Annotated in this window: 23 protein-coding genes and 1 pseudogene; 19 read left to right on the top strand and 5 right to left on the bottom strand. The window is 45.4% G+C overall.

Translation table 11 applies throughout. The features are described 5' to 3' along the window. Positions 1–32: 32 nt before the first annotated feature. From ABDZ72_RS09260 to ABDZ72_RS09215, 10 genes and pseudogenes are all read left to right on the top strand, one after another. The gene (locus ABDZ72_RS09260) at positions 33–1,703 is read left to right on the top strand and encodes a thiamine pyrophosphate-dependent enzyme (RefSeq protein ID WP_343752530.1); all 1,671 of its coding nucleotides are present in this window, start codon (positions 33–35) and stop codon (positions 1,701–1,703) included. Between the two features lie 26 nt (positions 1,704–1,729). Further along, complete coding sequence (locus ABDZ72_RS09255) at positions 1,730–3,226, top strand: aldehyde dehydrogenase family protein (protein WP_343752529.1); 1,497 nt, start codon at positions 1,730–1,732, stop codon at positions 3,224–3,226. A 4-nt stretch (positions 3,227–3,230) separates the two neighbouring features. Continuing rightward, positions 3,231–3,673: pseudogene (locus ABDZ72_RS09250) on the top strand (saccharopine dehydrogenase family protein); the annotation flags it as partial. Positions 3,674–3,783: 110 nt separating this feature from the next. Then, positions 3,784–4,572, top strand: a complete 789-nt coding sequence (locus ABDZ72_RS09245) for an IclR family transcriptional regulator (RefSeq protein WP_343752528.1) — start codon at positions 3,784–3,786, stop codon at positions 4,570–4,572. Then, complete coding sequence (locus tag ABDZ72_RS09240) at positions 4,572–4,889, top strand: DUF3870 domain-containing protein (RefSeq protein WP_343752550.1); 318 nt, start codon at positions 4,572–4,574, stop codon at positions 4,887–4,889. Before ABDZ72_RS09245 ends, ABDZ72_RS09240 begins: the two co-directional genes overlap by 1 nt. Positions 4,890–5,066: 177 nt before the next feature. Continuing rightward, positions 5,067–5,750, top strand: a complete 684-nt coding sequence (locus tag ABDZ72_RS09235) for a response regulator transcription factor (RefSeq protein WP_343752527.1) — start codon at positions 5,067–5,069, stop codon at positions 5,748–5,750. Positions 5,751–5,752: 2 nt separating this feature from the next. Next, a complete protein-coding gene (locus ABDZ72_RS09230) occupies positions 5,753–6,754 on the top strand; it encodes a sensor histidine kinase (protein WP_343752526.1) in 1,002 nt (333 codons plus the stop codon). Between the two features lie 135 nt (positions 6,755–6,889). Next, positions 6,890–7,573, top strand: coding sequence for an ABC transporter ATP-binding protein (locus tag ABDZ72_RS09225; protein ID WP_343752525.1), 684 nt, complete (start codon positions 6,890–6,892; stop codon positions 7,571–7,573). Continuing rightward, a complete protein-coding gene (locus ABDZ72_RS09220) occupies positions 7,570–7,776 on the top strand; it encodes an ABC transporter permease (protein ID WP_343752524.1) in 207 nt (68 codons plus the stop codon). Before ABDZ72_RS09225 ends, ABDZ72_RS09220 begins: the two co-directional genes overlap by 4 nt. Then, positions 7,777–10,131, top strand: coding sequence for an ABC transporter permease (locus ABDZ72_RS09215; RefSeq protein WP_343752523.1), 2,355 nt, complete (start codon positions 7,777–7,779; stop codon positions 10,129–10,131). A 109-nt stretch (positions 10,132–10,240) separates the two neighbouring features. Here ABDZ72_RS09215 and ABDZ72_RS09210 read toward each other — a convergent pair whose 3' ends face one another. The 3 genes from ABDZ72_RS09210 to mreBH all read right to left on the bottom strand — a co-directional run bounded on the left by ABDZ72_RS09210 (position 10,241) and on the right by mreBH (position 14,197). Continuing rightward, complete coding sequence (locus ABDZ72_RS09210; RefSeq protein WP_343752522.1) at positions 10,241–11,443, bottom strand: acyl-CoA dehydrogenase family protein; 1,203 nt, start codon at positions 11,441–11,443, stop codon at positions 10,241–10,243. Positions 11,444–11,530: 87 nt separating this feature from the next. Continuing rightward, positions 11,531–12,682, bottom strand: a complete 1,152-nt coding sequence (locus ABDZ72_RS09205; RefSeq protein WP_343752521.1) for a CaiB/BaiF CoA transferase family protein — start codon at positions 12,680–12,682, stop codon at positions 11,531–11,533. A 507-nt stretch (positions 12,683–13,189) separates the two neighbouring features. Further along, positions 13,190–14,197 carry a rod-share determining protein MreBH gene (mreBH, locus tag ABDZ72_RS09200; protein ID WP_343752520.1) on the bottom strand — a complete coding sequence of 336 codons (1,008 nt, stop codon included), beginning with the start codon at positions 14,195–14,197 and terminating at the stop codon, positions 13,190–13,192. Between the two features lie 432 nt (positions 14,198–14,629). On the opposite strand from mreBH, the gene ABDZ72_RS09195 reads away from it, so the two are divergent. Further along, complete coding sequence (locus ABDZ72_RS09195; protein ID WP_343752519.1) at positions 14,630–15,370, top strand: CAP domain-containing protein; 741 nt, start codon at positions 14,630–14,632, stop codon at positions 15,368–15,370. Between the two features lie 35 nt (positions 15,371–15,405). Here ABDZ72_RS09195 and ABDZ72_RS09190 read toward each other — a convergent pair whose 3' ends face one another. After that, positions 15,406–16,575, bottom strand: coding sequence for an MFS transporter (locus ABDZ72_RS09190; RefSeq protein ID WP_343752518.1), 1,170 nt, complete (start codon positions 16,573–16,575; stop codon positions 15,406–15,408). Positions 16,576–16,776: 201 nt separating this feature from the next. Between ABDZ72_RS09190 and ABDZ72_RS09185 the strand changes: the two genes are divergently transcribed. The 5 genes from ABDZ72_RS09185 (at position 16,777) to ABDZ72_RS09165 (ending at position 20,217) form a co-directional block, all read left to right on the top strand. After that, positions 16,777–17,772: a glutaminase gene (locus ABDZ72_RS09185; protein ID WP_343752517.1), complete on the top strand. Its 996-nt coding sequence runs from the start codon at positions 16,777–16,779 to the stop codon at positions 17,770–17,772. A gap of 47 nt (positions 17,773–17,819) precedes the next feature. After that, a complete protein-coding gene (locus tag ABDZ72_RS09180) occupies positions 17,820–18,488 on the top strand; it encodes an SOS response-associated peptidase (protein ID WP_343752516.1) in 669 nt (222 codons plus the stop codon). Between the two features lie 79 nt (positions 18,489–18,567). After that, on the top strand, positions 18,568–19,038 hold the full coding sequence (locus ABDZ72_RS09175; RefSeq protein ID WP_343752515.1) for a low molecular weight protein-tyrosine-phosphatase: 471 nt from the start codon (positions 18,568–18,570) through the stop codon (positions 19,036–19,038). A 19-nt stretch (positions 19,039–19,057) separates the two neighbouring features. Further along, complete coding sequence (locus ABDZ72_RS09170) at positions 19,058–19,357, top strand: YtxH domain-containing protein (protein ID WP_343752514.1); 300 nt, start codon at positions 19,058–19,060, stop codon at positions 19,355–19,357. Positions 19,358–19,383: 26 nt separating this feature from the next. Next, positions 19,384–20,217 (top strand): YihY/virulence factor BrkB family protein, encoded by an 834-nt coding sequence (locus ABDZ72_RS09165; protein WP_343752513.1) that lies wholly within the window; start codon positions 19,384–19,386, stop codon positions 20,215–20,217. A gap of 18 nt (positions 20,218–20,235) precedes the next feature. Here the strand turns inward: ABDZ72_RS09165 and ABDZ72_RS09160 are convergent, their stop codons facing one another. Further along, positions 20,236–22,173 carry a heavy metal translocating P-type ATPase gene (locus ABDZ72_RS09160; RefSeq protein WP_343752512.1) on the bottom strand — a complete coding sequence of 646 codons (1,938 nt, stop codon included), beginning with the start codon at positions 22,171–22,173 and terminating at the stop codon, positions 20,236–20,238. A gap of 296 nt (positions 22,174–22,469) precedes the next feature. On the opposite strand from ABDZ72_RS09160, the gene ABDZ72_RS09155 reads away from it, so the two are divergent. From ABDZ72_RS09155 to ABDZ72_RS09145, 3 genes are all read left to right on the top strand, one after another. Next, positions 22,470–23,333 (top strand): transporter substrate-binding domain-containing protein, encoded by an 864-nt coding sequence (locus tag ABDZ72_RS09155; protein WP_343752511.1) that lies wholly within the window; start codon positions 22,470–22,472, stop codon positions 23,331–23,333. 3 nt (positions 23,334–23,336) lie between these two features. Further along, entirely contained in the window at positions 23,337–24,017 is a 681-nt protein-coding gene (locus ABDZ72_RS09150; protein ID WP_343752510.1) for an amino acid ABC transporter permease, read from the top strand. Positions 24,018–24,115: 98 nt separating this feature from the next. Then, on the top strand, positions 24,116–24,323 hold a 208-nt coding region (locus tag ABDZ72_RS09145; RefSeq protein ID WP_343752509.1), incomplete at its 3' end, for an OsmC family protein.

The following is a 24,323-nucleotide window of genomic DNA, read 5'->3' as shown; positions in this document are numbered from 1 at the left end:
CATTAATGCGCGAGAAAAGGAGGCCATTCGTAATGGATACAACAAAAGCAACACAAACATCAAGCACGATGACAGCGGCACAGGCGATTGTTGAATGTATGAAACGGGAAGACATACCTTTCGCGTTCGGTGTCCCTGGGGAAAGTTACTTGCCCTTATTGGATGCTATTGGTGATGAGCCATCGATTCATTTCATTTCTGCAAGGCATGAAAGCGGTGCATCGTTTATGGCGGAAGGATACGCCAAATCAACGTTGAAGCCGGGTGTTGTAATGGCGACCAGGGGGGTTGGCGCGTCCAATCTATCCATTGGCGTGCATACAGCTTTTCAGGATTCAACGCCAATGGTTGTTTTTCTTGGTCAGGTGCACAGCAAGTTTCGCAACCGGGAAGGATTTCAGGAAGTCGATCTGGACCGTTACTTTGGTCATATTGCTAAATGGGCGGTGGAAGTCCAGGATGCTGATCGGATCCCGGAATTGGTACAGCGGGCATTCCTCACGGCGCAGTCCGGGCGTCCAGGACCTGTCGTTGTTTCATTGCCGGAAGATGTTCTCCCCGCAGAGTCGGATATGGTGTTCGGTCCGGCTACGGTTAAACCAAAACCGGCACCATCACCAGAAGATGCTGATGAGGTTGAGCAACTGCTTGCAGAAGCGGAAAAGCCGCTTATTATAGCAGGAGGAGGTGTGAAAAGTTCTCAAGCAGAAGACACACTCGTGACGTTTGCCAATCGATATCACGTGCCGGTCATGGCTGCATTTCGCAGACATGATGTCTTTCCGAATGATCATCCATTGTACGCGGGCCACTTAGGACTTGGCACCAATCCGGCTATCCTTGAAACTGTAAAAGAAGCCGACCTGATTATCGCTCTGGGAACCCGTCTATCAGAGGTGACGACGCAGGATTACACCATTATCACAACGAATAAACAGCTGGTTCACATTGATATCAACATGGACACCATTGGCAAGGTTTACCGTCCGAATGTCGGCATTGCGGCGGATGCGAACGAAACGTTGAGGACGTTGTTGACAATGGACATCCATCCTCGCTGGAAAGGATGGGCCGACACACGCCATCAAGAATACGAACGTGTTAGCCGTTTGAACGTTTCGCATAATGATGGAATTCATCAACATATAATGGCAATGTTGAACCGAACATTACCAGCAGATGCGCTTCTGACAAATGATGCCGGCAATTTCGCAGGATGGCTGCATGCGCATTACCCTTTCACGAAAAAACATACGTATGTCGGACCGACGTCAGGGGCGATGGGGTACGGCATGCCGGCAGCGCTTGGGGCAAAACTGGCTTTTCCGAATAAACCGGTCGTCGCCCTTTCCGGTGATGGCGGTTTCATGATGACCGTGCAGGAACTGGAGACGGCTGTTCGGAATCACATTCCCGTTATATGCGTCGTTTTTAACAACAACATGTACGGAACGATCCGTATGCATCAAGAACTGCAATACCCGGAAAAAGTCGTTGGTACGGATTTAGGAAGTGTTGCGTTTGCTGATTTGGCAGCCAGCGTCGGAGCGGATGGGTATACCGCAGAATCATCCGAGGCGTTTGCCGAATCACTTGAGACAGCGATGCAAGCTGATCGTCCGACCGTTATTGAGGTGTTTACAGATAAGGAACAAATCTCTGTTTCGTCCACGATTACGCAAATTCGTAACCGTGCTAAGTAAATAAACAAATTTAGGAGGTATGCTGTATGGCTAGTACATTGCTTAATGCAACAACATTGAACCATTTCATTGGTGGAAACTGGGTTGGGGATAATAAGTCTGCTGACGTAACGAATCCGGCGAATGGGGAAACGATCGTCCATGTTCCCCTTTCCGATGGTGGTGCTGTAGATACGGCGGTTGAAGCGGCGAAAAAAGCTCAAAAAGAATGGGCAAAGGTTCCAGCACCGCAGCGGGCGGAAGTGCTGTTTGAAGCCGGCAATAAGATGAAAGCACGAAAAGAACGGCTTGCACAATTGTTAACGATGGAAAACGGAAAAGTGTTGGAAGAAGCGCGTGGAGAAGTACAGGAAGGCATCGATATGGCTTTTTACATGGCCGGAGAAGGGCGACGCTTGTTCGGTCATACGACGCCGGCAGAACTTCCGAATAAATTTTCCATGAGCCAGCGCTGTCCGGTTGGTGTGGTTGGCATTATTACGCCATGGAATTTCCCGATTGCCATTGCTACTTGGAAGTCATTCCCAGCTATTATTGGAGGTAATGCTGTTATTTGGAAACCGGCAACAGAAACGCCGATTATGGCGCATGAACTGGCTAAGATCTTGGAAGAATCTGGTCTGCCAAAAGGCGTCTTGAACGTCGTATACGGAAAAGGATCAACGGTCGGGGATGCGATGGTGCATCATGATGATATTCGTGTCATGTCGTTCACCGGATCCAATGACACTGGGCGCAATATTGCTAGTGAATGCGGAAAACAACTGAAAAAAGTGTCCCTTGAAATGGGGGGGAAGAACGCCATCATTGTTATGGATGATGCCGATCTTGACCTGGCCGCAGAAGGCATTGTCTGGAGTGCATATGGCACAAGCGGTCAGCGTTGTACAGCGGCTAGCAGGGTGATTGTACATGACGATGTAAAAGAGCGTTTGGAAGAGCGGCTGCTTGCTAAAATCGAGGAATTGACAATCGGTGATGGGCTGGATGAAACGAACAACGTCGGTCCTATTATTAATCAAGCCGGCATGGAAAAAATTCAATCGTATATCCAAATTGGCCAGGACGAAGGAGCCAACCTGATTGCCGGTGGATATGTGTTAAACGATGGTGATTTAGGCAAGGGGCATTATGTTGCACCGACATTGTTCACAGATGCCAAACCGGAAATGCGTATTTCACAGGAAGAAATTTTTGGACCAGTTGTCTCTTTGATTCCTGTAAAAAGTTTTGATGAGGCCATTGAGGTGAACAATGGCGTATCGTATGGGTTGTCGAGTTCCATTTTTACGACGGATGCCAACCGTGTGTTCCAGGCACAGCGCGACCTTGACACGGGTATTGTTTACGTAAATGCCGGTACAACCGGGGCAGAAATCCATCTCCCATTCGGTGGCACGAAAGGTACAGGCAATGGTCACCGCGATTCTGGTGTGCAGGCATTGGACGTGTTCACTGAATGGAAAGCTGTATATATTGATTACAGTGGTAAACTGCAACGCGCACAAATCGATACGGAATAAGAGAGCAAACCAATTAGATAAATGTGATTCTATTAAATTGTATGTCGGTGGTAATCCGTTCGTCCGGAACCACCGTTGGCATACAATTATATTTTTCCATGGAGGGGTTTTTGATCATTACACTGACCCGGCGTTGATTATCCGTAATGGTGTTAAACAAAAATGACGTCATTAATTGAAGTGGAACAGGTTCGTTTTGCAAATTTCGGCCCGTTTAAGGCCTTACACATATCGGGCGGTCCATCAACTCTATCCTTAACCTATCCCTATCTGAAAACACTTGAGTATAAAACAAACCGTTATCCGAGCCATGCAGAAAAATGTACTTGTTGATTTGAATTTGACACGGACAGATTATACGGTAGACTTAAATGGAGAACAGGTTAACCCGCGTGAGGTATGATTAAGGTGCTTGATCCGATTGTGGATCTTGGTGACAAAGATGATGGCTCGATGTAGTGTCACCATTCATGACGATCTATCAATCTGAAATTTGACACGTCCCCGCACCCTTTTAGTTCTATTGAGCGGCTGAGGCAGGCAGAGGAGAAATAGGGATGAATCAAAGTGTATTAAAAGCATTGCAACTACTGAATTACTTTTCGACAGAGACACCGGAGTTGACATTGAAGGAACTCACCCAAAAGTCAGGGATGCCTAAACCAACTGTGTATCGCTTGTTGACGGCGATGGAGCATCAACATGTATTATCCAAAACAAAAGAAAATGAACACGACAGCAAGTATCAATTAGGACTCAAATTACTGGAACTCGGTCAGCTGGTTTCCGATCAATTAGAGGTGCGCACGATTGCATTGCCTGATATGGAACGTTTGGGTACGGACATTAATGAAGCTGTCCATTTGGTTATTGCTGATCAAGGTGAGGCTGTATACATTGAAAAAGTGGATAGTTCGCGAGCGCTTAGATTGAATACACGCATCGGAAAACGGTCTCCGCTCCATCTTGGTTCCGGTCCTAAGATGCTACTGGCAAATATGGCTCGGGAACAGCAGCAAGACATGGTGAATAAAGCTGAACGGTTTTACGCTGCGGATCATCAGCCCATTAATAAAGACCGATTGCTTCAGGAGCTCGGGGCGATTTATAAAAACGGTTATGCATACAGTATTGGCGAACAGGACCCTGACACAACAGGGATTTCTTACCCTATTCATGATTACAATAACCAAGTCATTGCTGCACTCGCTGTAAGCGGCCTGTCCAGTCATTTTGACGGGGAAAACCTGGACGTACTGAAAGCCAAAACACGTCAAACAGCCGGGGCGATATCCAGAAAGCTGGGTTATCGCGGACCGACATGGCAACAGGGGGATGATGATTGATGAACACGGTTTTTATCGCCGGTCATGCCAGACTTCCATCCGGAATGGCCGCCAAAAGCATCTATGAAACATTGACGATTACTGCGGAAATCGACAAAACGTATGGCGTTATTGTAACTGCCAATTGCACGCTGGCAACCGAACACGGCAGGGATTTCGTCCATCATCTATTGAAGGGGCACAGTCTCCAGGACGGTATTGATACGCCGGAACACATAATGAAAGAACACTACTTAGGAAAAGCCGGCAATGCTCTTGTGTCTGCTTTAAACGATTTATACCGGCAGTATGAACATTATCAGGAGAATCACGGGTAGAGCCGTTCCGTTGGTTTTGCTCTGGGCTCCTTTAAGTAAATCGATTTAATAGGTGCGTTGGATATCCGAATGGTTAAGGAAATTTGGATATCTATGAAGAAAAGCTTATAATCCTTACAGTACGGGGCAAAGGACATCCTCTGTGCCCCGGATTTTTGTTGCTTCGGAGGATGAGTTATGCGTATTTTATTTGTTGAAGATGATAAAACGATTGCATCGGGACTTGAGTATTCGTTGCAGCAGGAAGGGTATGACACAGTCGTGTGCCACGACGCGCAATGTGCCAGAGACGTTCTCTCCGGACAGCTCGACACCATTACTCTCTGCCTATTTGATCTATCTCTTCCCGACGGCAACGGCTATGATTTATGCGAACGCGTTAAACAGCAACGTGACATACCGGTCATTTTTTTAACTGTCGTTGATGATGAAGGCAATGTTGTTAAGGGACTTGATATGGGTGCAGACGATTATATTACGAAACCATTCAGACTTCGTGAGCTGATGTCTCGGATCAAATCGGTCCTGCGCCGGTACCAGCAGAAGGAGCCGACGAAGTCTGTCCTGACAATCGGAAATATACATATCAAAACCGCTCAGGCTACGGTATATAAGGATGGAGACGAGATCCAGCTCACAGGTTTGGAATACCGGCTCTTACTGACGTTTGCTAATCACCCCGACCAGGTGCTTTCAAGAGATCAACTGCTTGACCATATTTGGGATGTCGCGGGTGACTTCGTGAACGATAATACACTGACCGTCTATATCAAGCGGCTGCGGGACAAGCTGGAAGATGACCCACAACAACCACGACTGATTAAAACGGTCCGCGGTTTGGGTTACAAGGCTGGTGATTAACCATGTTCCGAAACCGTGAAATGAGACGCTTGTTCATGACTATGGTGACTGTTGGAATCGTTGCCGTCGCCATTGCTGCTTTTCTATCTACCATGGCCATAATACTTGTTACCGTCCTGACGCTCCTTTTGATCGGCACCACACTTTGGGCAACCATGTGGCGCTACCGGGAAATCGGGAAGCTTTCTGGGTATTTACGTGATATCTCCAGTGGCAACTATTCAATGGATGTGCGCGATAATGAAGAAGGGGAGCTGAGCATTTTAAAAAATGAAATTTATAAGGTTACAAGTATGCTGGCCGAACATAAAAGCTCGCTGCAGGCAGACAAAACCCATTTGACTGATGCTATTTCTGACATTTCCCACCAGTTAAAAACACCGCTCACATCGATGCGGGTGATGACCGATCTCTTGGAGGATCCCAACTTGCCGGAGTCAAAACGGATAGAATTCACACATAATATCCATGTCCAACTTGAGCGTCTGGATTGGCTCGTCACATCGCTTTTAAAACTGTCCAAAATCGACGCTGGTACTGTGCAGTTCAAGCAGGATGTGATTCTGGTCAGGGACCTTATTGAAAAGGCCTTAGAATCGCTCCATGCCCCAATCGATGTAAAAAATCAACGCGTATCCATACAAGGGGAAGATACTGTCTCGTTTACCGGTGACCTCAACTGGACAGCAGAAGCACTGGTTAACATTCTGAAAAATGGTATTGAGCATACACCGGAAGAAGGCAGCATGTCGATCCGTTTTTCCGAAAATACCCTGTTCACCGACATCGTTATTACTGACAACGGACCAGGCATCCCAAAAGAAGACCTTCCATATATTTTCAACCGGTTCCATAAAGGCAAGCATAACAGCGAAGAAAGTGTCGGTATTGGCCTGGCAATGGCTCACGGCATCATTGCTAACCAAGGGGGGACCATCGATGTTGACAGCGCGGAAGGTCAGGGCACCCAATTCCATGTCAAATTCTATAAACACAATATTTAACATGTAAAGGAGTAGAGTTAGATGTGGGTGAATGCTGTGCCTTCCCTTAAGTGACTAAATTGTCATGAAGTCAATCACTTGTCTGTCACTTTGGATGTTTAGACTGGAATTAAGAACCGACATGGAGGTATTCATATGGAGATATTAAATGCCAGCAATTTATCCAAAGTTTATGGACAAGGCGCAACAGCTGTTAATGCACTTGATGACGTCTCCTTTGCCGTCAATAAAGGGGAGTTTGTTGTTATTATTGGTCCGTCCGGTTCCGGGAAATCGACGCTACTGCATTTACTCGGTGGGGTGGATAGGCCAACGGATGGAAGCCTGTCTGTTGAACATACGTCTATTTTTGATTTGAATGAAACGCAATTGGCGATTTTTCGGCGCCGTCAGATTGGGCTTATTTATCAGTTCTACAATCTGATTCCCGTTCTGACTGTGGAAGAAAATATGACGTTGCCACTTCTTCTGGACGGGCATAAAGTAAACAAGAAGCAATTTAATGACATTGTGACGGCATTGGGTTTAAACGAACGTTTGAACTATTTACCTAATCAGCTCTCAGGTGGGCAGCAGCAACGGGTATCCATCGGCAGGGCACTCATTAGTAACCCGGCGTTAATGCTTGCCGATGAGCCAACAGGGAACCTCGACAGTAAAAACAGCAATGATATTATGGACCTACTCAAGATGTTTAACAAAACGTATAACCAAACACTTATTGTGATTACCCACGATGAGCGGATTGCCCTGCAGGCGGATCGGGTCATTTCCATTGAAGATGGCCGGATTGCCAAAGACGAGGTGACCCGTCCATGAACATCATCAACAAACTGACGCTGCGCAATTTGAAGAAGAACAAAAGCCGAACGCTCGTGACCATTATTGGCGTCATTATCTCTGTTGCCATGCTGACAGCGGTGTCGACACTAACCGTTTCATTCATGAATTTGCTGCAAAAACAGGAAATGGCCAACAACGGTGAGTGGCATGTGTTATATAAAGATGTCAACGCTGAATAGGTGGAGGCTATACAAAGTGATGAGGAAACGGAAGATGTCGTCCTGTCCAACAATCTTGGCTATGCCCGGTTGGAGGGCAGTGACAACGACTATAAACCCTATGTATTCGTCAAAGCGTTTAATGACCAGGCTGAACGAACATTTCCGACCGAACTGACGAAGGGTGAACGCCCGGAAAATTCCAATGAAGTGGTTGTTTCGAAGCATATAGCAACGGACGCAAATGTGTCTTTAAACATTGGAGATACGCTGAAACTTGGGATCGGTAAACGTGTTGCCGGTAAAAGTGCGCAGCCTCTGGATCAAACAAATCCTCTCCAAACAACAGAAGCTGGAAAAAACATCGAAACGCTGAAAAATAAACAAACGAAAACATTCACTGTTGTTGGTGTCATGGAACGGCCGTCGTGGGAACCACTTTCCGCACCCGGCTACACCGTGATGACTCATCTGGATAAAACCAGCATGGAAGATAATGAAACAGTTAATGCTTCTGTTATTTTGAAGGACGTTAACCAGTCACTGTTTGACCATGCACATGAATTGGCAGCCAATCAAAATATTAAGGACGTTCAATTTAACAATGGCCTACTCCGTTATTATGGCGTAACAGACAATCAGGGTCTTCAAACAACGCTTTATTCGCTCGCTGCCATTATTATCACGATTATTGTTGTCGGGTCCGTCTCACTGATTTATAACGCATTTGCCATTTCAGTGGCTGAACGTTCGCGGCATTTGGGCATGCTGTCCAGTGTCGGCGCCACAAAAAAGCAAAAACGGAATTCTGTCTTTTTTGAAGGTGCCATTATTGGCGCGATTGGGATTCCGCTCGGCGTTGTCAGCGGAATAGTAGGCATTGGCATAACGTTTCACTTTATCAACTCACTTATTCAAAATGTGTTTGATTTCGATCAGAATATGACCGTAGTTGTGACGCCATGGTCGATTATCACGGCCTGTCTGGTGTCGATTTTGACTATTTTCATATCAACGTATATTCCGGCAAGGCGCGCATCAAAAGTGTCAGCCATTGATGCGATCCGGCAGGCAGCCGATGTGAAATTGTCCCGCAAAAAGGTTAAAACATCCAAGCTGACACGTAAGCTTTTCGGGATTGAGGCGGAGATTGGCCTAAAGAACCTGAAGCGCAATCGCCGGCGTTATCGGGCAACCATCTTTTCACTTGCCATCAGCATCGTACTGTTTTTGTCAGTGTCATATTTCACGGAAAATTTGCAGAAGTCATACGATCTATCGCAGGCAGATATTGATTACGATATTAAAATGTTTACAAGCAACGGATTTTCCGAGCCGTTTGTTGATGGCGTGAAAGCGTTGGACACGGTATCAGAATACACTCGCGTCAAGGAATTGAAAACCCGGTCTATGGTGGCTAAAGAAAAAACAGGTGAAGAGCTCCAAGGGGGTAACCATGCATTTGAAGATGGCAAGTATGAGTATATCATCAGACTTCACGCCTTGGATGATGACAGTCTCAAAGCCTATGCCAAAAAAACCAAAGCAGATTTTGCCCAGTTAACAGATCCTGACAGCCGCTCAGGTATTGTCATTGATACGATTGACTACCGTGATCCGGACACAGGCAAATTCAAAGTCACAAAGGTCATTCATGCTGACATCGGACAGACACTTGAATTGACATCAGAAAATAACGATGATCTGGGCGATATTCAAATTGCAGCATTAACCAATACCGCACCAACAGGCATTAAACCATCGAATGCCGGTGTGCTTAATATTGTTGTCAGTCAACAAACGATGAATCAGATACTCGAACATGATTCCGTGGGTAATGTCGATACAAATATCTATTTGTCAAGCGATGATCCACTCAAAACCCAGAAACAGCTTGAGAAAATAAAGAAAAGTAACTTTCCGATTTATAATGTTTATCAGCGTAGACAGCGGATGGAACAAATGACTCTGCTCATGTCGGTGTTTGTATACGGCTTTATCGCTTTGATTACCGCGATTTCCGTCGCCAACATTTTCAATACGATTTCCACGAGCATATCGCTTAGAAAACGGGAATTTGCCATGCTGAAATCAGTCGGCATGACACCGAAAAGCTTTAACAAAATGATCAACTATGAAAGCTTGTTCTACGGCATCAAATCGCTGCTGTATGGACTGCCTATCAGCATCGGTATCATGTATTTGATTCACCAGTCACTTATGAACACATTTGACTACGCTTTTTCACTGCCGTGGATGGATATACTGTTCGTTACCATCGGCGTCTTCATCATCGTTGGATCGGCCATGCTCTACTCAAGTGCCAAAGTGAAAAAGGAAAATATCATTGATGCACTGAAGCAGGAAAATGTTTAGAAAGATATGAAAAAAAGCCGCATGGTTTCCTTTAAATGCGGCTTTTTCATGTCTTAGTGTCGATATTCGTTGATATCGATGCTAAGCTCAGTACCTTTTTGTAACTTTTTTATACTGTGGCATGATTGCCTTCCCAAGCCGGAAGCATGTTGTTTAATGGTTTATCCTGACGATAGCCGAGTGCATAGTCCGCTTGCATAAGGGTGTGAATTTCTCGCGTTCCTTCGTAAATAACCGGAGCTTTTGAGTTCCGCAAATAGCGTTCGACTGGATATTCATCGGAATAGCCATTGGCACCGTGAACTTGGACGGCATCATCGGCCGCCTTATTGGCAAAATCACATGCTTGCCACTTGGCCATTGACGTTTCTTCGGTGTTACGTTTTCCTTCGTTCTTCAGCTCGCCGGCCCGATAAACCAGCAGGCTGCTCATTTCCAATCCTGCTTTCATGTTGGCGATCATCTGTTGAACAAGCTGGTGTTGGCCGATTGGTTTGCCGAATGTTTCCCGTTCGTGGGCATAGTTGACACTCGCTTCCAAGCATGCTCGGATTTGTCCGACGGCGCCAGCAGCAACCGTGAACCGACCGTTGTCGAGGGCGGACATAGCGATTTTAAATCCTTCCCCTTCGTCGCCCAGCATGTTTTCTTCCGGTACTTTGACGCTGTCGAAAAATATTTCACCAGTGTTGCCGGAGCGTATGCCGAGTTTTCCTTTCGTTGCCTTGGAGTCAAAACCTTCCCACTCCCGTTCCACAATGAATGCTGATATGCCTTTGTGTTCGTTTTTCTTATTGGTATAAGCGAAAACAAGGAAGTGATCGGCGGAATCACACAGGGATATCCATGATTTGGATCCATTCAGTATATAATGATCGCCCTGTTTGACCGCTGTGGTTTGCAGGGATGTGACGTCGGAACCGGCGGCAGGCTCCGTCAGTCCGTAAGCACCGATTTTCTCTCCCTTTGCTTGAGGAACAAGGTATTTTTGTTTCTGTTCTTCGGTGGCCCATTGCAGAAGAGTCATGCTGTTTAAGCCGGTATGGACAGAGACGGCTGTGCGGAAAGCCGTGTCCCCACGTTCGAGTTCTTCACAGACAATGGCCAGCGCGTTATAGTCCATACCGCTTCCTCCGTATTCTTCCGGGATGCAGACACCCATCAGTCCAAGATCGGATAGTTTCTGCATGATGGATGGGTCAAATTTGCCTTCCCGATCCCATTCGGCAATGTAGGGAATAATTTCGTTGTCCACGAAGTTCCTGACGGTTGTTCGCAGCATATTTTGTTCTTCTGAAAAATGAAAATTCATTTATTCAACGCCTCCTGTAATAGATGAAATTTTTGGATGACAGCGATTTTATGGCTTTTGCACTCAAATCAGAATGTCCGTCACGGATCATTTGATCATGCCGAGTTGCTTAAGCAATTCCTCATTATGTTCGCCGGCATCGGGCGGATGGTGTTTGGTTTGAACAGGTGTCCGTGACAATTTCAGCGGACTGCCGATCATACGGATGTTACCCGCGGTTGGGTGTTCGGCGTCGACAAACATTTCCCGCTCGTTCAACTGCGGGTCATCGGCCACGTCGTTCATAGACTGAATTGGCCCGCACGGAATGTTATTTTGTTCACATTGCTGTTGCCAATAGGCGGTGGACCCGGTCAAAAAGATGCCCTGAAGTAGTGGAATCAGGTCGTTCCGGTTGGCCACACGGTCCGGATTTGTTCGGAATCGCTCATCGGATGCATACGCCGGTTTTTCCAAAATTTTGCATAAGTTTTGGAACTGATGATCGTTGCCTACTGCAATCACCATCTCCCCATCGCTGGTTGTAAATGTCTGGTATGGGACAATATTGGCATGCTGATTCCCGAGTGCTTCGGGAATTTTCCCTGCCATTAGATAGTTGCTTCCGACATTCACGAGAGCGCTGACAGCTGAATCATACAGAGAAAGGTCAAGCTTTTGGCCTTTACCTGACTGTGTCCGCTCCAACAGGGCACCCTGGATGCCAATACAGGCGTACAGCCCCGTCAAAATATCCGTAATGGCGACTCCGACTTTTTGCGGACCGGATTCCTGATCACCGGTAATGCTCATCAGGCCGCTCATCGCTTGAATGATAAAGTCATAGCCGGGCATGTTCTTGTATGGACCCGTTTCACCGAACCCTGTAATCGAGCAGTAGACCAAACCGGGGTTGATCTCGGACAGCGTTTCATAATCAAGCCCGAGCCGTTCCATGGTTCCGGATTTAAAATTATTAATGACGACGTCGCTGTCACGGATGAGATTTTTAATGGCTTCATTGCCTTCCTCGGACTTTAAATCAAGCGTAATGCTTTTTTTGTTCCGATTGGCACACAAATAGTACGCACTGACCCCGTTTTGAAAAGGCGGTCCCCATTTCCGTGTCTCGTCACTGCCGCCTGGTGCTTCTACTTTTATGATTTCAGCACCAAGGTCTCCGAGAATCATAGTTGCATAGGGACCGGCTAGGACTCTGGATAAGTCAAGAATTCGAATATTTTCAAGTGCTCCAGCCATCATGTCACCCCTTTCTAAATTAAAATAAGCCACTCCAAAAAGACGACAGATTCACTGTGGCAGTTGAGATAACCAACTGCATAAGTGCAACTAAGGCAATCGCCTGCACCTAAAAGGCTTGGCGCTTACCAAGTTTTCTTTACTGTTCGTCGATTTGAACTGGCTTTTATCTGTTGAAGCAGAACTGGAATGGAACTGCAAACAGATTGAACAGTTATAAACGGATTTGTCATGATTTCAGGCACCTGTGAGGCAATGATATGTGTTATTCACCCCTGAGGTGTCCTCATTCTATCATGCGGTGCAGCGTGGAAGCGCTTCAACATGATTAAGGTCATTATATACTATTCTGAACAATTTGTAAACCATTTTTTTCACTATTCATGGGCTGTCCTATCCTTATTTCCAAACGTGGATCAGTACATGCGTGAAGGTGGGCTACAAACGGAAAAAAACCGCGCCCATCATAGGAATGGATCGCGGTTGGGATAGCTGTGTCATTTATACTTATTTAGCCGCTTTCTGCAGTTTGGTGATCATTTTCAATGAACGACCGGTTCCGATCGCAACGGATTCCAGTGGATTGGGTGCGATATGAACGGGGACGAACAGTTCGTCGGAAAGCCAGTCCTTCAATCCGTTCAGCAATGCCCCGCCGCCGGTCAGTACGATGCCGTGGTCAACGATGTCACCGCTCAGTTCCGGCGGGCAGTTTTCCAGCGTGGCACGAATGTTTTCAAGAATTTGATCAAGCGATTCTTTCAAGGCAGAGTAAACTTCCTTGGAAGAAACCGTGACCGTTTGCGGCAAGCCGGAAACCATATCACGGCCGCGGATATCCAATGATTCTTCAGGATGGTTTTCATCGGCATGTCCAATTTCCATCTTAATATTTTCGGCTGTTCGTTCACCGATTAATATGTTGTACTTCTTACGGATGAAATTGACGATTTCGTCATCCATAGTGTCGCCGCCGGTGCGGATGGAACTGCACGAGACAACGCCACCGAATGAAATGATGCCCACCTCGGACGTGCCGCCTCCGATATCAACGGTGACGTTGGCAATGGGTTCATCGACCGGTAAATCAGCACCGATGGCAGCTGCCACAGGTTCTTCAATCAAATGAACATGTTTGGCCCCGTAGCTGCTGACAGCATTATGAATCGCACGCCGCTCAACCGTTGTGCTTCCGGATGGGGTGCAGACGACCACCGTTGGCTTACGCATGGACATTCCGATGGTCTTACTTACTTTTTTTAAAAATTCCTTCAGCATTTGTGCCGTTACATCATAGTCGGCGATCACACCATCTTTTAATGGTCGGATCGGGACAATGTTTTGCGGGGTTTTGCCAACCATTTCTTTTGCCTCAGACCCAACAGCGACGACATTTTTTGAGTTCAAGTCAATGGCAACGACGGATGGCTCGTTGAGAACAACCCCTTTTGTTTTGGAATATATCAGTATATTTGCGGTACCAAGGTCAATTCCGATTTCTGCAGTTGATAACATCCTATGTTCCTCCAATGATGATAAATTAAACATCTATGTGATAAATGTTACATACAAATTCTCTTATACCATTATTCTACTATAGCACAGTTTACAGGGGTTATAAATAACGAGAAAATAATGGTTTATACTCGAATTTTCTCCATTATTGGAGGGGATTTCAAGTAACATTTTGATTACATATTATCAGTATATGTAACATAATCGAAGGGTGTAGAAAGCTGTCAATATGTCATCTTGTTCAATTATTTCCAGTATAAAATATACCTTCCAGTGATGGTACTGAATAAAAGTAAGCCAATCCTATGATGAGGCGGTTTTCCTGAAAAGCATATAAGCTTGTCACGGCTTATGGAAATATATTGCATAAATATTACACTAATCGTATGCTACGATAATGACGAAACAAAAAACACAGGAGAGGTGCTATACATGCGGAATAAATTAATGACGGGGACGTTAACGATCGCACTATTGTTTGGCGGAGCTTTTCAAATGACAGCGGATGTCTCGGCAAATTCAGCTGATGTACCAAAACAGAACAATCAGGAAATAGTTTATTCTACCATTGAGGATGATGGTTGGAGTGAATTGTCATCAAGTAATTTCCAGGATGTTATAAAGCAATATTTCCCGCAAGCCAATTTTGACTCAAACAATCAACAGGATACCAACGAAAACGATCAAGAACAGAAAAAACAGGATCCGAACAAGCAGACCAACCAACCGGCTGAACAACAGCCAACGGAACAACAGCAAAAGCAGCACCAGCAAAACGCTTCCCAATCACAGCAACTTAGTGAATTTGAACAGCAAGTGGTGGAGCTGACAAATCAGGAACGGACGTCACAAGGTCTCGATCCGCTGAAAGTGGACACCGAGCTCAGCAAAGTAGCACGAAAAAAATCACAGGACATGGCGGACAATGGCTATTTCGCACATAATAGCCCAAATTATGGATCACCGTTTGATATGATGGAACAATTCGGTATTTCTTATCAGACAGCCGGTGAAAACATTGCAAAAGGGCAAAGTACCCCGCAACAGGTCGTGGATGGATGGATGAACAGTGAAGGTCACCGTGAAAACATTATGAATCCTGATTTCACACATATTGGTGTTGGCTATGTCGAACAAGGCAACCACTGGACACAACAATTTATTGGGAAGTAAATAGGATGATACCAATGGACTGATCTTGCGTAAGGTCAGTCCATTTGTTTTTCGATTATGCTGGAACGATCATCTCCGTATATTGACACAATCGCCGCACCAACAGCTAAGACAATCATTGACCCGCCGACAACGGCATTCATCTCAACCGAAGCCCGTTCAATAACCAAACCGCCAACCAGTGACCCGACCGCGATACCAAGATGAAGCGCCGAGTTATTCAAGCTTTGCTGGATGTCGGATGTTTCCGGAGATAGTCCCATCAAATAGCTTTGAGTGGCCGGTGCCAACGTCCAACTCAGCATGCCCCAAATGACAACGATAGCCAGGAAAGCCGGCCATGCAACGGTTGCCCCTGGTATGCTGAACATAATGAGGGTGAATAGCAAGGTTGTCAGCAGGATGGTCCGTTTAGAACCAATGGTGTCGGATAAAAAGCCACCAACGCCACCACCGCTGACGGCAGCCGCCCCGAAAATTAAATAAATAACACTGACCCATGTTCCACTGGCATCCAATGTTGTTTTAGCAAACGGGGTTAAGTAAGCATAAAGCGTTGTATGTCCCGCTAAAAATAGAAAGGTCACCGTTTGCCCAAAAAATATTTTCCGGTTTTTCAAGGTCGCCAGTTGCTTCCGGAGTGGGTAGGACGGATTTGGTTGCACACGGTCCATTAACATAGACACACCGACTGCTGAAAGGACCGTCAGAAACGTAATCAGCACAAAGGGAGCGCGCCAGCCAAATGCGTTTCCCATAAGCAGTCCCACAGGCAACCCCAGAACAATGGATGCGCTGATGCCCATGGACACAATTCCGATCGCCCGTCCGCGGTATTTCGGATGAACGATGGATGGTGCGATGGTCAGACATAAAATGACTAACAGTGAACCGCTCAATGCCAAAATGACACGTCCGATAAATACGACCGCATACGATAAGCTGAATACGGTTACGACGTTGCCTGTAAAAAACACAGCAAGGGATATAAGCATCAGCCGCTTTCGTTCCATGGATGCTGTCCATACAAGAAGCAACGGTGAGCCGATAGCAAAGATAAGGGAAAATATCGTAATCAGGAATCCAACTTTTCCAAGCCCCACGTTCAGATCATCGGCTATTAAATCAAGTATGCCACCAATAATCAATTCAACCATTCCGACGACGAATGCGACAACAGTTAAAAAGTATACTTGTTTATTCATAACAGGACGCCTTCCTCATAATAGTGATATCATTTGTCTATCATTAATGGTAAATCCGTCCATAATAAAATACAAGGTCATGGTTCACCCTAAAAAGCAATCATAATATCTATTTCTATATAATGGAACAATTTATGAATGGAAAAACAATAGTCAAACATATCAACATCATAGGTATACGATTTACAAAGGGGTGATAAGATGGTTCAAGGGATGGCAAACTGGAATACGGGACAGACGCAGAAATGGCTGCAACAGTACGTGGATGACTGGGTTGCGTTTTACCGGAAGCGTACGAACGACGGGGACGTTGCCTCCTATATTCCGGCTTTGGCGCAGGCGGATCCAGATGATTTAGGTATTTCAATTATTGGTAAAAGCGGTATGACCGTTCGTTCCGGTGATACCGACATGTCGTTTACCCTGCAGAGTATTTCCAAAGTCATCAGTTTCATTGTTGCCTGCATGGAATGCGGTGTATCTTATATGCTGGACAGAGTTGATGTGGAGCCGTCCGGTGAAGCGTTTAATTCCATCATGCATTTGGAGATGCAGCAAGTGGAAAAGCCGTTTAATCCATTGATCAACGCCGGAGCGATTACGGTGGGATCTATTTTACCAGGAAAAACGTCGGACCAACGTCTGGAGCCAATATTTCAACTGCTTGAAAACATGGTGGGATACCGGCCGAAACTGAATGTGGATGTGTATGAGTCGGAGAGGGATTCATCGATGCGGAACAGGGCGATAGGCTACTATTTACTGGAAACCGGCTTTTTGGAATCGGATTTGAATGTCACACTGGAGACGTATTTCAAGCAATGTTCCATCGAGGTGACGATAGATGACCTTGCCAACATAGGCATGGTGCTTGCCAATGATGGAATGAATATAAAAACAGGTGAAGCGATTATCCCGAGACAAATTGCCCGGATTGCTAAAGTGCTCATGCTGACGTGTGGTATGTACGATGCATCAGGAAAATTTGCCACCTATGTCGGCATTCCGGCTAAAAGCGGGGTTTCAGGCGGGATCGTTGCAGCAGTGCCGCCGAGGGTCAGAGATGAGCCTATGCCATTTACGGACGGTTGTGGTATCGGGGTTTACGGGCCGGCGCTGGGGGATGAAGGAAACAGCATTGCCGGCATTCGTTTGTTGCGGCATATTGCCAACCAGTGGGATTTGAGTATTTTTTAGTTGGGAATGTGTAGGGTTATTTTTTCAAAGAGGAGAGGAGTGGCATTATGTGTGGACGATATACATTGCTGGCGGATGAAGCGGAGATTTTGGACAAGTTTAGCATTGAACAGTCCATTCCCGATTATGAACCCAGCTATAATATTGCACCGGGACAGCAAGTACTGGCGGTGATTCATGATGGGGACAAAAAACGGGCAGGCTATTTACGCTGGGGGCTTATTCCTTCATGGGCAACGGATGAAAAAATTGGCTATAAGATGATCAATGCCCGCAGTGAAACAGCTCATGAAAAGCCCAGCTTCAAACACCTCATGACCCGGAAACGTTGTTTAATTGTCGCTGATAGTTTTTACGAATGGAAACGGGTCGGAAACGAAAAACAACCGAAGCGCATTCAGTTGAACGATAGGAAATTATTTGCGTTTGCCGGTTTGTGGGATAAATGGGAATACGGTGATCAGAAACGGTTCACGTGCACGATTCTGACTAAAGCAGCTAATCGATTTATGCAGACCATTCATCATCGCATGCCGATTATTTTACCTAAAAGTCATGAGGATGCGTGGATTACAACAACCAATCAGTCGGCGGATGAGGTGCATCAATTTCTGCAAGAGGTGGAAACAGAACCGTTTCAGGCGTACGATGTGGCCAGCTACGTGAATGCAGCGAAAAATAATGATGCAGGGTGTATTGCTCCGTTGCATAAATAGAAGATAGTGGCCTTTCCAACTGTTGGATAGTATAATAAACTCAGCTATACGAATTCATACATCGGACAGGGGTGAGCGGATGATACGTGTGTTATTTATATGTCTCGGTAATATTTGCCGGTCACCGATGGCGGAGGCTATTTTCCGGGATTTGGTGAAAAAAGAAGAATTATCTGATAAAATAGCAGTGGATTCGGCTGGAATTGGTTCATGGTACAGTGGGAAAATGCCCCACGAGGGGACCATGCACATTTTGGACAGAGAACACATCCCTTATAGTGGCATAGCATCCCGGCAAATACATACGGATGACTGGCACAGGTTTGATTATATGATTGCCATGGATGACGAGAATATAAGCGCTTTACAAGACATGGCAGGTTTTGGGGATGGTGTCGAGCCTCGCAAACTTATGGATTACGTTGATGGAGCAGACACCTCCAATGTAACGGATCCGTTCTTTACGGGTCATTTTAACGATACGTATGATTTGGTTTCAGAGGGTTGCAAACAGTTTCTTCAGCATATCAAGGAAACGAATAACATATAACGAAAAAGGAGCGATTTAAATGGGTAAACAAAAATTATGTTTAGGAATGATTATTGGAACCATAGCGGGTGGGCTTTTGTCTTTGTTGGACCGTGATGCGAGAAACTATACCAAAGAGAAATTGGCAGATGCTAAATACGAATCATCGTATTATGTCAAACACCCGTCAGCAGCAGTGAAGCGTACGAAAAATAAATTCGACCGATTAAATACGCAACTATCGGCAAGTACAAACAACGCCATTAATGCGCTGGAGCAGGTGGAAAACACATTGGATCAGTTCACTGATGATAGAGGAACGAAAAGACTGGGGCAATAAGTTAATAATAACGTGGGGTTGATAGAATGTGGGAGGAGATCAAGGATTTTATCCAAAAATTGTACAGGCAAATCACGAATCATGACATTTTTGGACTGGGTGCACAGCTGGCTTATTTTTTCCTTCTTTCTTTATTCCCCTTTCTATTGTTTCTGATGACTTTGGTAGGCTATTTGCCGCTCAATGACTTGGATATTATAGGCTTTATCGAAACATACGCACCCGGTCAAATAGCGGATATGATTCAACAAAACGTTCATCAGCTAGTCAATAATCAAAATGGGCAACTGTTGTCCATCGGCATTATTGGGACGCTGTGGTCTGCATCCAATGGAATAAATGCAATTATGCGCGGTTTTAACCGGGCGTATGACGTGGATGAAAATCGTTCGTTTATTGTTACGCGGTTGATTGCCATCGTTTTGACGATTGCTATGATTCTTGTCATTTTTATCGCATTTCTACTGCCTATTTTCGGAAAAGCCATTGGTGCCTACATTTTCACATTCTTTGGTGGGTCCCAACAATTTTTGCAAATATGGGAAGGTATGCGTTGGGCCATATCGTCAGCCGTTTTCTTTATCGTACTTGTGGCATTGTATAAAATGGCTCCCAATAAACGGATTTATTTTAAAAATGTGGTGTGGGGGGCCTTGTTTGCGACCGTTGGCTGGCAATTGACGTCGCTGGCATTCTCCTTCTATGTCAACTCTATTGGTGATTACTCGGCAACGTATGGAAGTCTGGGAACCGTTATTGTGTTGATGATCTGGTTTTATTTATCCGGTATTATCATTATGATCGGCGGTGTCATCAATGCCACATTGCGGCAAGAAACAATTACAGACGAAGAAAAATAGCTGTCACTCGGGTGACAGCTATTTTAGTAATCGGAGTCCGTTCAGGATAACAAGTATCGTGCTTCCTTCATGCCCAATGACACCAAGCGGCATATCGAGCAACTGTGTGAAATTGGAAATAATCAGGACAGCGATAACCGTTAAAGAAAAGATAATATTTTGCTTAATAACGCGGTTCATACGACTGGAAAGACGTAAAGCTTTCGTGATTTTAGGCAATTCGTTTTTCATCAGAACGACATCGGCTGTTTCCAATGCGACATCTGTTCCTTCTCCCATAGCAATCCCGGAATCGGCCGATGCCAACGCCGGAGCATCATTGATACCATCTCCGACCATCGCGACGTACTTATACGTTTGGCGAAGGTCTTTGATATGATCCACTTTTTCCCCGGGCAAACATTCTGATCTGAATTCATCGACGCCTGATTCGTTCGCGACCGCACTGGCCGTCTGCTCGTTGTCACCGGTCAGCATAATGGTGTGAATACCCTGGCGTTTTAATGCTTGAATCATTTTTTTGGTGTCGGTACGAATCGTGTCTTTCAGGGCATAGAGTCCCACAATTTTTTCGTTCGCTTTCACGAAAATGACGGTTTTTCCTTCGCCGGCTAAACGCTCAGCGACACCATTATGAAACAGGGATGCTTGTTCATCGCCGACAAACGATGCTTTACCGATTGTCCATGTTATACCGTTAATAACGGCTGTGACGCCTTTTCCACTTTTTGTCGTCGCTTCCTGAACACGAATGGATGACATATCCGTTTGTTTTTTGGCATGTTCGGTAATAGCCAGTGCCAGTGGGTGAGTGGATTCATTTTCAATCGCTGCCGCGGCTGTCATGATGTCTTCGCGGTTGTCGCCCGGCAGAGTCAAAAATTCTGTGACGACCGGTTTTCCGTTTGTTAGTGTACCGGTCTTATCAAAGGCGACAGTATTCATGTTGCTGAGATTTTCCAAGTGGACGCCACCTTTAAACAAAACCCCCCGTTTGGCGCTGTTGGAAATAGCAGATAACGTTGCAGGCATAATGGATGCAACGAGTGCGCATGGTGATGCTACAACCAATAAAATCATGGCCCGGTAGATGCTTTCAGAAAGCGGCCATCCGAATATGAGCGTTGGTAAAAACATCATGGCTGCCACGACGGCCAGAACGACTTTGACATAAATCCCTTCAAACCGCTCAATAAACAGCTGGGAAGGGGATTTTTCGTCCTGTGCATCCTGGACGAGTTGAATGATTTTTTGGAACAGGGTTTCGCTGGCCGGTTTCGTGATTTGGACCGTGATGGATCCATCAAGTGCCATCGTACCGGCAAAAACGTCATGGTTATTCGTTTTGCTGACAGGCACTGATTCTCCTGATATGGCACTTTCGTCGATGGCAGTGGCCCCTTTGACAATTCTGCCGTCTGCAGGGATTCGTTCGCTAGCACGGACGAAAATGGAATCCCCCGGTTGCAGCTCGGAAACAGGAACCAATTCTTCATTGCCCCCGGTGATACGAACGGCTTCTTCCGGCTGTATTTGCATCAGCGACGATATTTCACGGCTGCTTTTGTTCATCGTATACGTTTCCAGCGCCCCTGACAAAGCAAAGATAAATATAAGAATGGCGCCCTCTGTCCAGTAGCCGATAGCAGCTGCCCCGATAGCCGCAATAATCATTAATAATTCTACATTCAAATCTTTATGATGAATGGTTTCCAGAATGCCTTCCTTCGCTTTCGCATATCCGCCGATGATAAATGCGGATAAGTGAAGCGTAACCCACCATCCATTACTGATATTATTTTCAAGTAGCCATGCAGTTAAAATGAGCAATCCACTGAAAAGGGCTGCTATTATTTCAATATGCTCATGGATGCTTCTCATCTTGTCAGTGATGGCCTGTTGTTGTTTTTTTGGCGTCGATTGCTCGCATCCAAGTGTTTTTGCCTCCATTTTCATCCTCCCCGAGTAATTGATAACAATAGTCAATTTCATTAGACGGATACGATGTTTTAAAATTCATCAGTACAAATACTAAATAACAATTTAAAATAATTATTATTTAATATTAATTTTAATTATAATGTTGTTGTTATTTAAATGTCAATGATTAAGTCATAAATTCCGCTACTGATTAATGCAAAAACTTATCACATTCATACAACAATTCGTAATATTGAAGTGGGCTTGTTGCACTGTTATAATCAAGTTGAATTTTTGAAATATAACAACAGTCGGGGAAGGAGAGCAGAGTTATGTGCGTCAGGAAATGGACTGTCATACTGCTGACAGTCATGTTTGTCTTAAGTGCGTGCGGTAATAATGAGGCAGAGAGCGGAGACAAGGATAAAGAGGGTAAGAAATGGAAGGAAATCCAGGACGCCGATGAAATCGTTGTCGGCACACCGGGCACGTTAGTCGCTTCCTCATACTATGAAGGAGAAGGCAAAAGCAAAGAACAGCTGACAGGGTATGAAGTGGAAGTGATGCGGGAAATCGGCAAAAGGCTGAATTTGGATATTACATTTGAAATCATCGGCTTTGACAGTGTGCTGTCTGCTATCAAGAGTGGACGAATTGATATGGCAGGGATGGGCATTACAGATAAGCGAAAAAAGACATTTAATTTCACGAATCCTATAAAATATTCGTATACGACCATGGTGGTTAGAGACGATAACTACTCCGGCATACATAAACTGGAGGATTTAGAAGGAAAAGTAGCCGGGGGAGCGTCTTCCACCGTTTACAGTCAAATTGCCCGGAAATTCGGCGCAAAGGTGAAAACCTATGGCAATGCACCCAATGAAGCTTACCTCCGGGATGTGAATAATGGTAGAACCGATGTCGTTATTAACGATTATTACCTTTCCAAATTCGGTGTTGCTGCTTTTCCGGAATTCGATATCACGCTGCACCCGGAACTGAAATTTCACCCGACAAGGAAAGGGATCGTTATGAAGGATGGTGCCGATAAACTTCAGGAAAAAGTGAATCAAGCCATAGCGGATATGCGGGGGGATGGGACCCTGACAGAATTGGCCAAAAAATTCTATGACGAAGATGCTTCAAAAAAACCTGAAGGCAATATCCGGGAAATAGAAGGATTGGATTTTTAAACGATGAACGGATTGGATTTTGGCGGTGTTTTTGACGTACAATTGGCATGGGAAAGCCTGCCATTTATACTGCGAGGATTGCCAGCAACAATTGGTATTGCAATGGCCGGGATGGCACTTGGCATGGTTTTGGGACTGTTTCTCGCTTTAGCCCACAGCTCCAGACACATCGTTTTACGGTGGCCGGCACGCCTTTACATTTCGTTTATGCGCGGAACGCCGATTTTAGTGTTTTTGTTTATCCTTTATTTTGGTCTTCCGTATCTTGGAATAGAGTTGGGAGCGATAATGGCGGCATCGCTCGGTTTTGGATTGAACAGTGCTGCCTATATTGCAGAGATTGATCGTTCCTCCTTGAATAGTATTGATGATGGCCAATGGGAGGCAGCGACATCTCTTAATATAGGATACTGGAAAACGTTATGGTTTATTATATTGCCACAAGCTGCCCGAATCGCCATTCCTCCATTGACCAACGTGTTTATGGATTTAATGAAAGCAACGTCACTGGCGGCGGTTATTACGGTTCCGGAGTTGTTTCAACGGACACAGATTGTCGTCGGCAGAGAATTTGATGCCATGACACTGTATATAGTTGTTGCCTTAATTTATTGGCCGATCTGTGTGCTTATATCGTTTGTGCAAGATCGCCTGGAAGCCAAGTATAGCAAGTTTGTTTCGTGAAGGTATGGCGGTCAATACAAAACGTTTTTAGAAAACAAGAATGTCGTGTACGATAAGAAAAAGAGAACATAAAATTGGTTGATAAAGGAGCGAAAACTATGGAACTTTATTCAAAAGACGAGGGTATGCGCATTGATCTTGGTTACGGACAATTGGACATATCCGGTGATGAAACATATGGATTCCGCCCATTTCAGTTGATGGTTGCATCCATTGCCGGGTGCAGTGCGTCCGTTTTCCGTAAGATACTGGATAAACAACGGGTAGACGTTGAGGAACTGGTCATTCAGACTGACGTGGAACGCA

The organism is Lentibacillus halophilus (assembly GCF_039522485.1).
GTDB lineage: Bacteria > Bacillota > Bacilli > Bacillales > Amphibacillaceae > Lentibacillus > Lentibacillus halophilus.
This window is presented reverse-complemented; position numbering and strand designations above follow the sequence as displayed.

What these genes read in the sequence shown, in the direction of transcription:
- ABDZ72_RS09160 (WP_343752512.1), bottom strand. Translation starts at nt 22,173, where the DNA reads ATGAAAATGGAGGCAAAAACACTTGGATGCGAGCAATCGACGCCAAAA.
- ABDZ72_RS09220 (WP_343752524.1), top strand. Translation starts at nt 7,570, where the DNA reads ATGAACATCATCAACAAACTGACGCTGCGCAATTTGAAGAAGAACAAA.
- ABDZ72_RS09230 (WP_343752526.1), top strand. Translation starts at nt 5,753, where the DNA reads ATGTTCCGAAACCGTGAAATGAGACGCTTGTTCATGACTATGGTGACT.
- ABDZ72_RS09180 (WP_343752516.1), top strand. Translation starts at nt 17,820, where the DNA reads ATGTGTGGACGATATACATTGCTGGCGGATGAAGCGGAGATTTTGGAC.
- ABDZ72_RS09185 (WP_343752517.1), top strand. Translation starts at nt 16,777, where the DNA reads ATGGTTCAAGGGATGGCAAACTGGAATACGGGACAGACGCAGAAATGG.
- mreBH (WP_343752520.1), bottom strand. Translation starts at nt 14,197, where the DNA reads ATGTTATCAACTGCAGAAATCGGAATTGACCTTGGTACCGCAAATATA.
- ABDZ72_RS09190 (WP_343752518.1), bottom strand. Translation starts at nt 16,575, where the DNA reads ATGAATAAACAAGTATACTTTTTAACTGTTGTCGCATTCGTCGTCGGA.
- ABDZ72_RS09255 (WP_343752529.1), top strand. Translation starts at nt 1,730, where the DNA reads ATGGCTAGTACATTGCTTAATGCAACAACATTGAACCATTTCATTGGT.
- ABDZ72_RS09225 (WP_343752525.1), top strand. Translation starts at nt 6,890, where the DNA reads ATGGAGATATTAAATGCCAGCAATTTATCCAAAGTTTATGGACAAGGC.
- ABDZ72_RS09210 (WP_343752522.1), bottom strand. Translation starts at nt 11,443, where the DNA reads ATGAATTTTCATTTTTCAGAAGAACAAAATATGCTGCGAACAACCGTC.
- ABDZ72_RS09170 (WP_343752514.1), top strand. Translation starts at nt 19,058, where the DNA reads ATGGGTAAACAAAAATTATGTTTAGGAATGATTATTGGAACCATAGCG.
- ABDZ72_RS09205 (WP_343752521.1), bottom strand. Translation starts at nt 12,682, where the DNA reads ATGGCTGGAGCACTTGAAAATATTCGAATTCTTGACTTATCCAGAGTC.
- ABDZ72_RS09150 (WP_343752510.1), top strand. Translation starts at nt 23,337, where the DNA reads ATGAACGGATTGGATTTTGGCGGTGTTTTTGACGTACAATTGGCATGG.
- ABDZ72_RS09165 (WP_343752513.1), top strand. Translation starts at nt 19,384, where the DNA reads ATGTGGGAGGAGATCAAGGATTTTATCCAAAAATTGTACAGGCAAATC.
- ABDZ72_RS09195 (WP_343752519.1), top strand. Translation starts at nt 14,630, where the DNA reads ATGCGGAATAAATTAATGACGGGGACGTTAACGATCGCACTATTGTTT.
- ABDZ72_RS09175 (WP_343752515.1), top strand. Translation starts at nt 18,568, where the DNA reads ATGATACGTGTGTTATTTATATGTCTCGGTAATATTTGCCGGTCACCG.
- ABDZ72_RS09240 (WP_343752550.1), top strand. Translation starts at nt 4,572, where the DNA reads ATGAACACGGTTTTTATCGCCGGTCATGCCAGACTTCCATCCGGAATG.
- ABDZ72_RS09235 (WP_343752527.1), top strand. Translation starts at nt 5,067, where the DNA reads ATGCGTATTTTATTTGTTGAAGATGATAAAACGATTGCATCGGGACTT.
- ABDZ72_RS09260 (WP_343752530.1), top strand. Translation starts at nt 33, where the DNA reads ATGGATACAACAAAAGCAACACAAACATCAAGCACGATGACAGCGGCA.
- ABDZ72_RS09245 (WP_343752528.1), top strand. Translation starts at nt 3,784, where the DNA reads ATGAATCAAAGTGTATTAAAAGCATTGCAACTACTGAATTACTTTTCG.
- ABDZ72_RS09155 (WP_343752511.1), top strand. Translation starts at nt 22,470, where the DNA reads ATGTGCGTCAGGAAATGGACTGTCATACTGCTGACAGTCATGTTTGTC.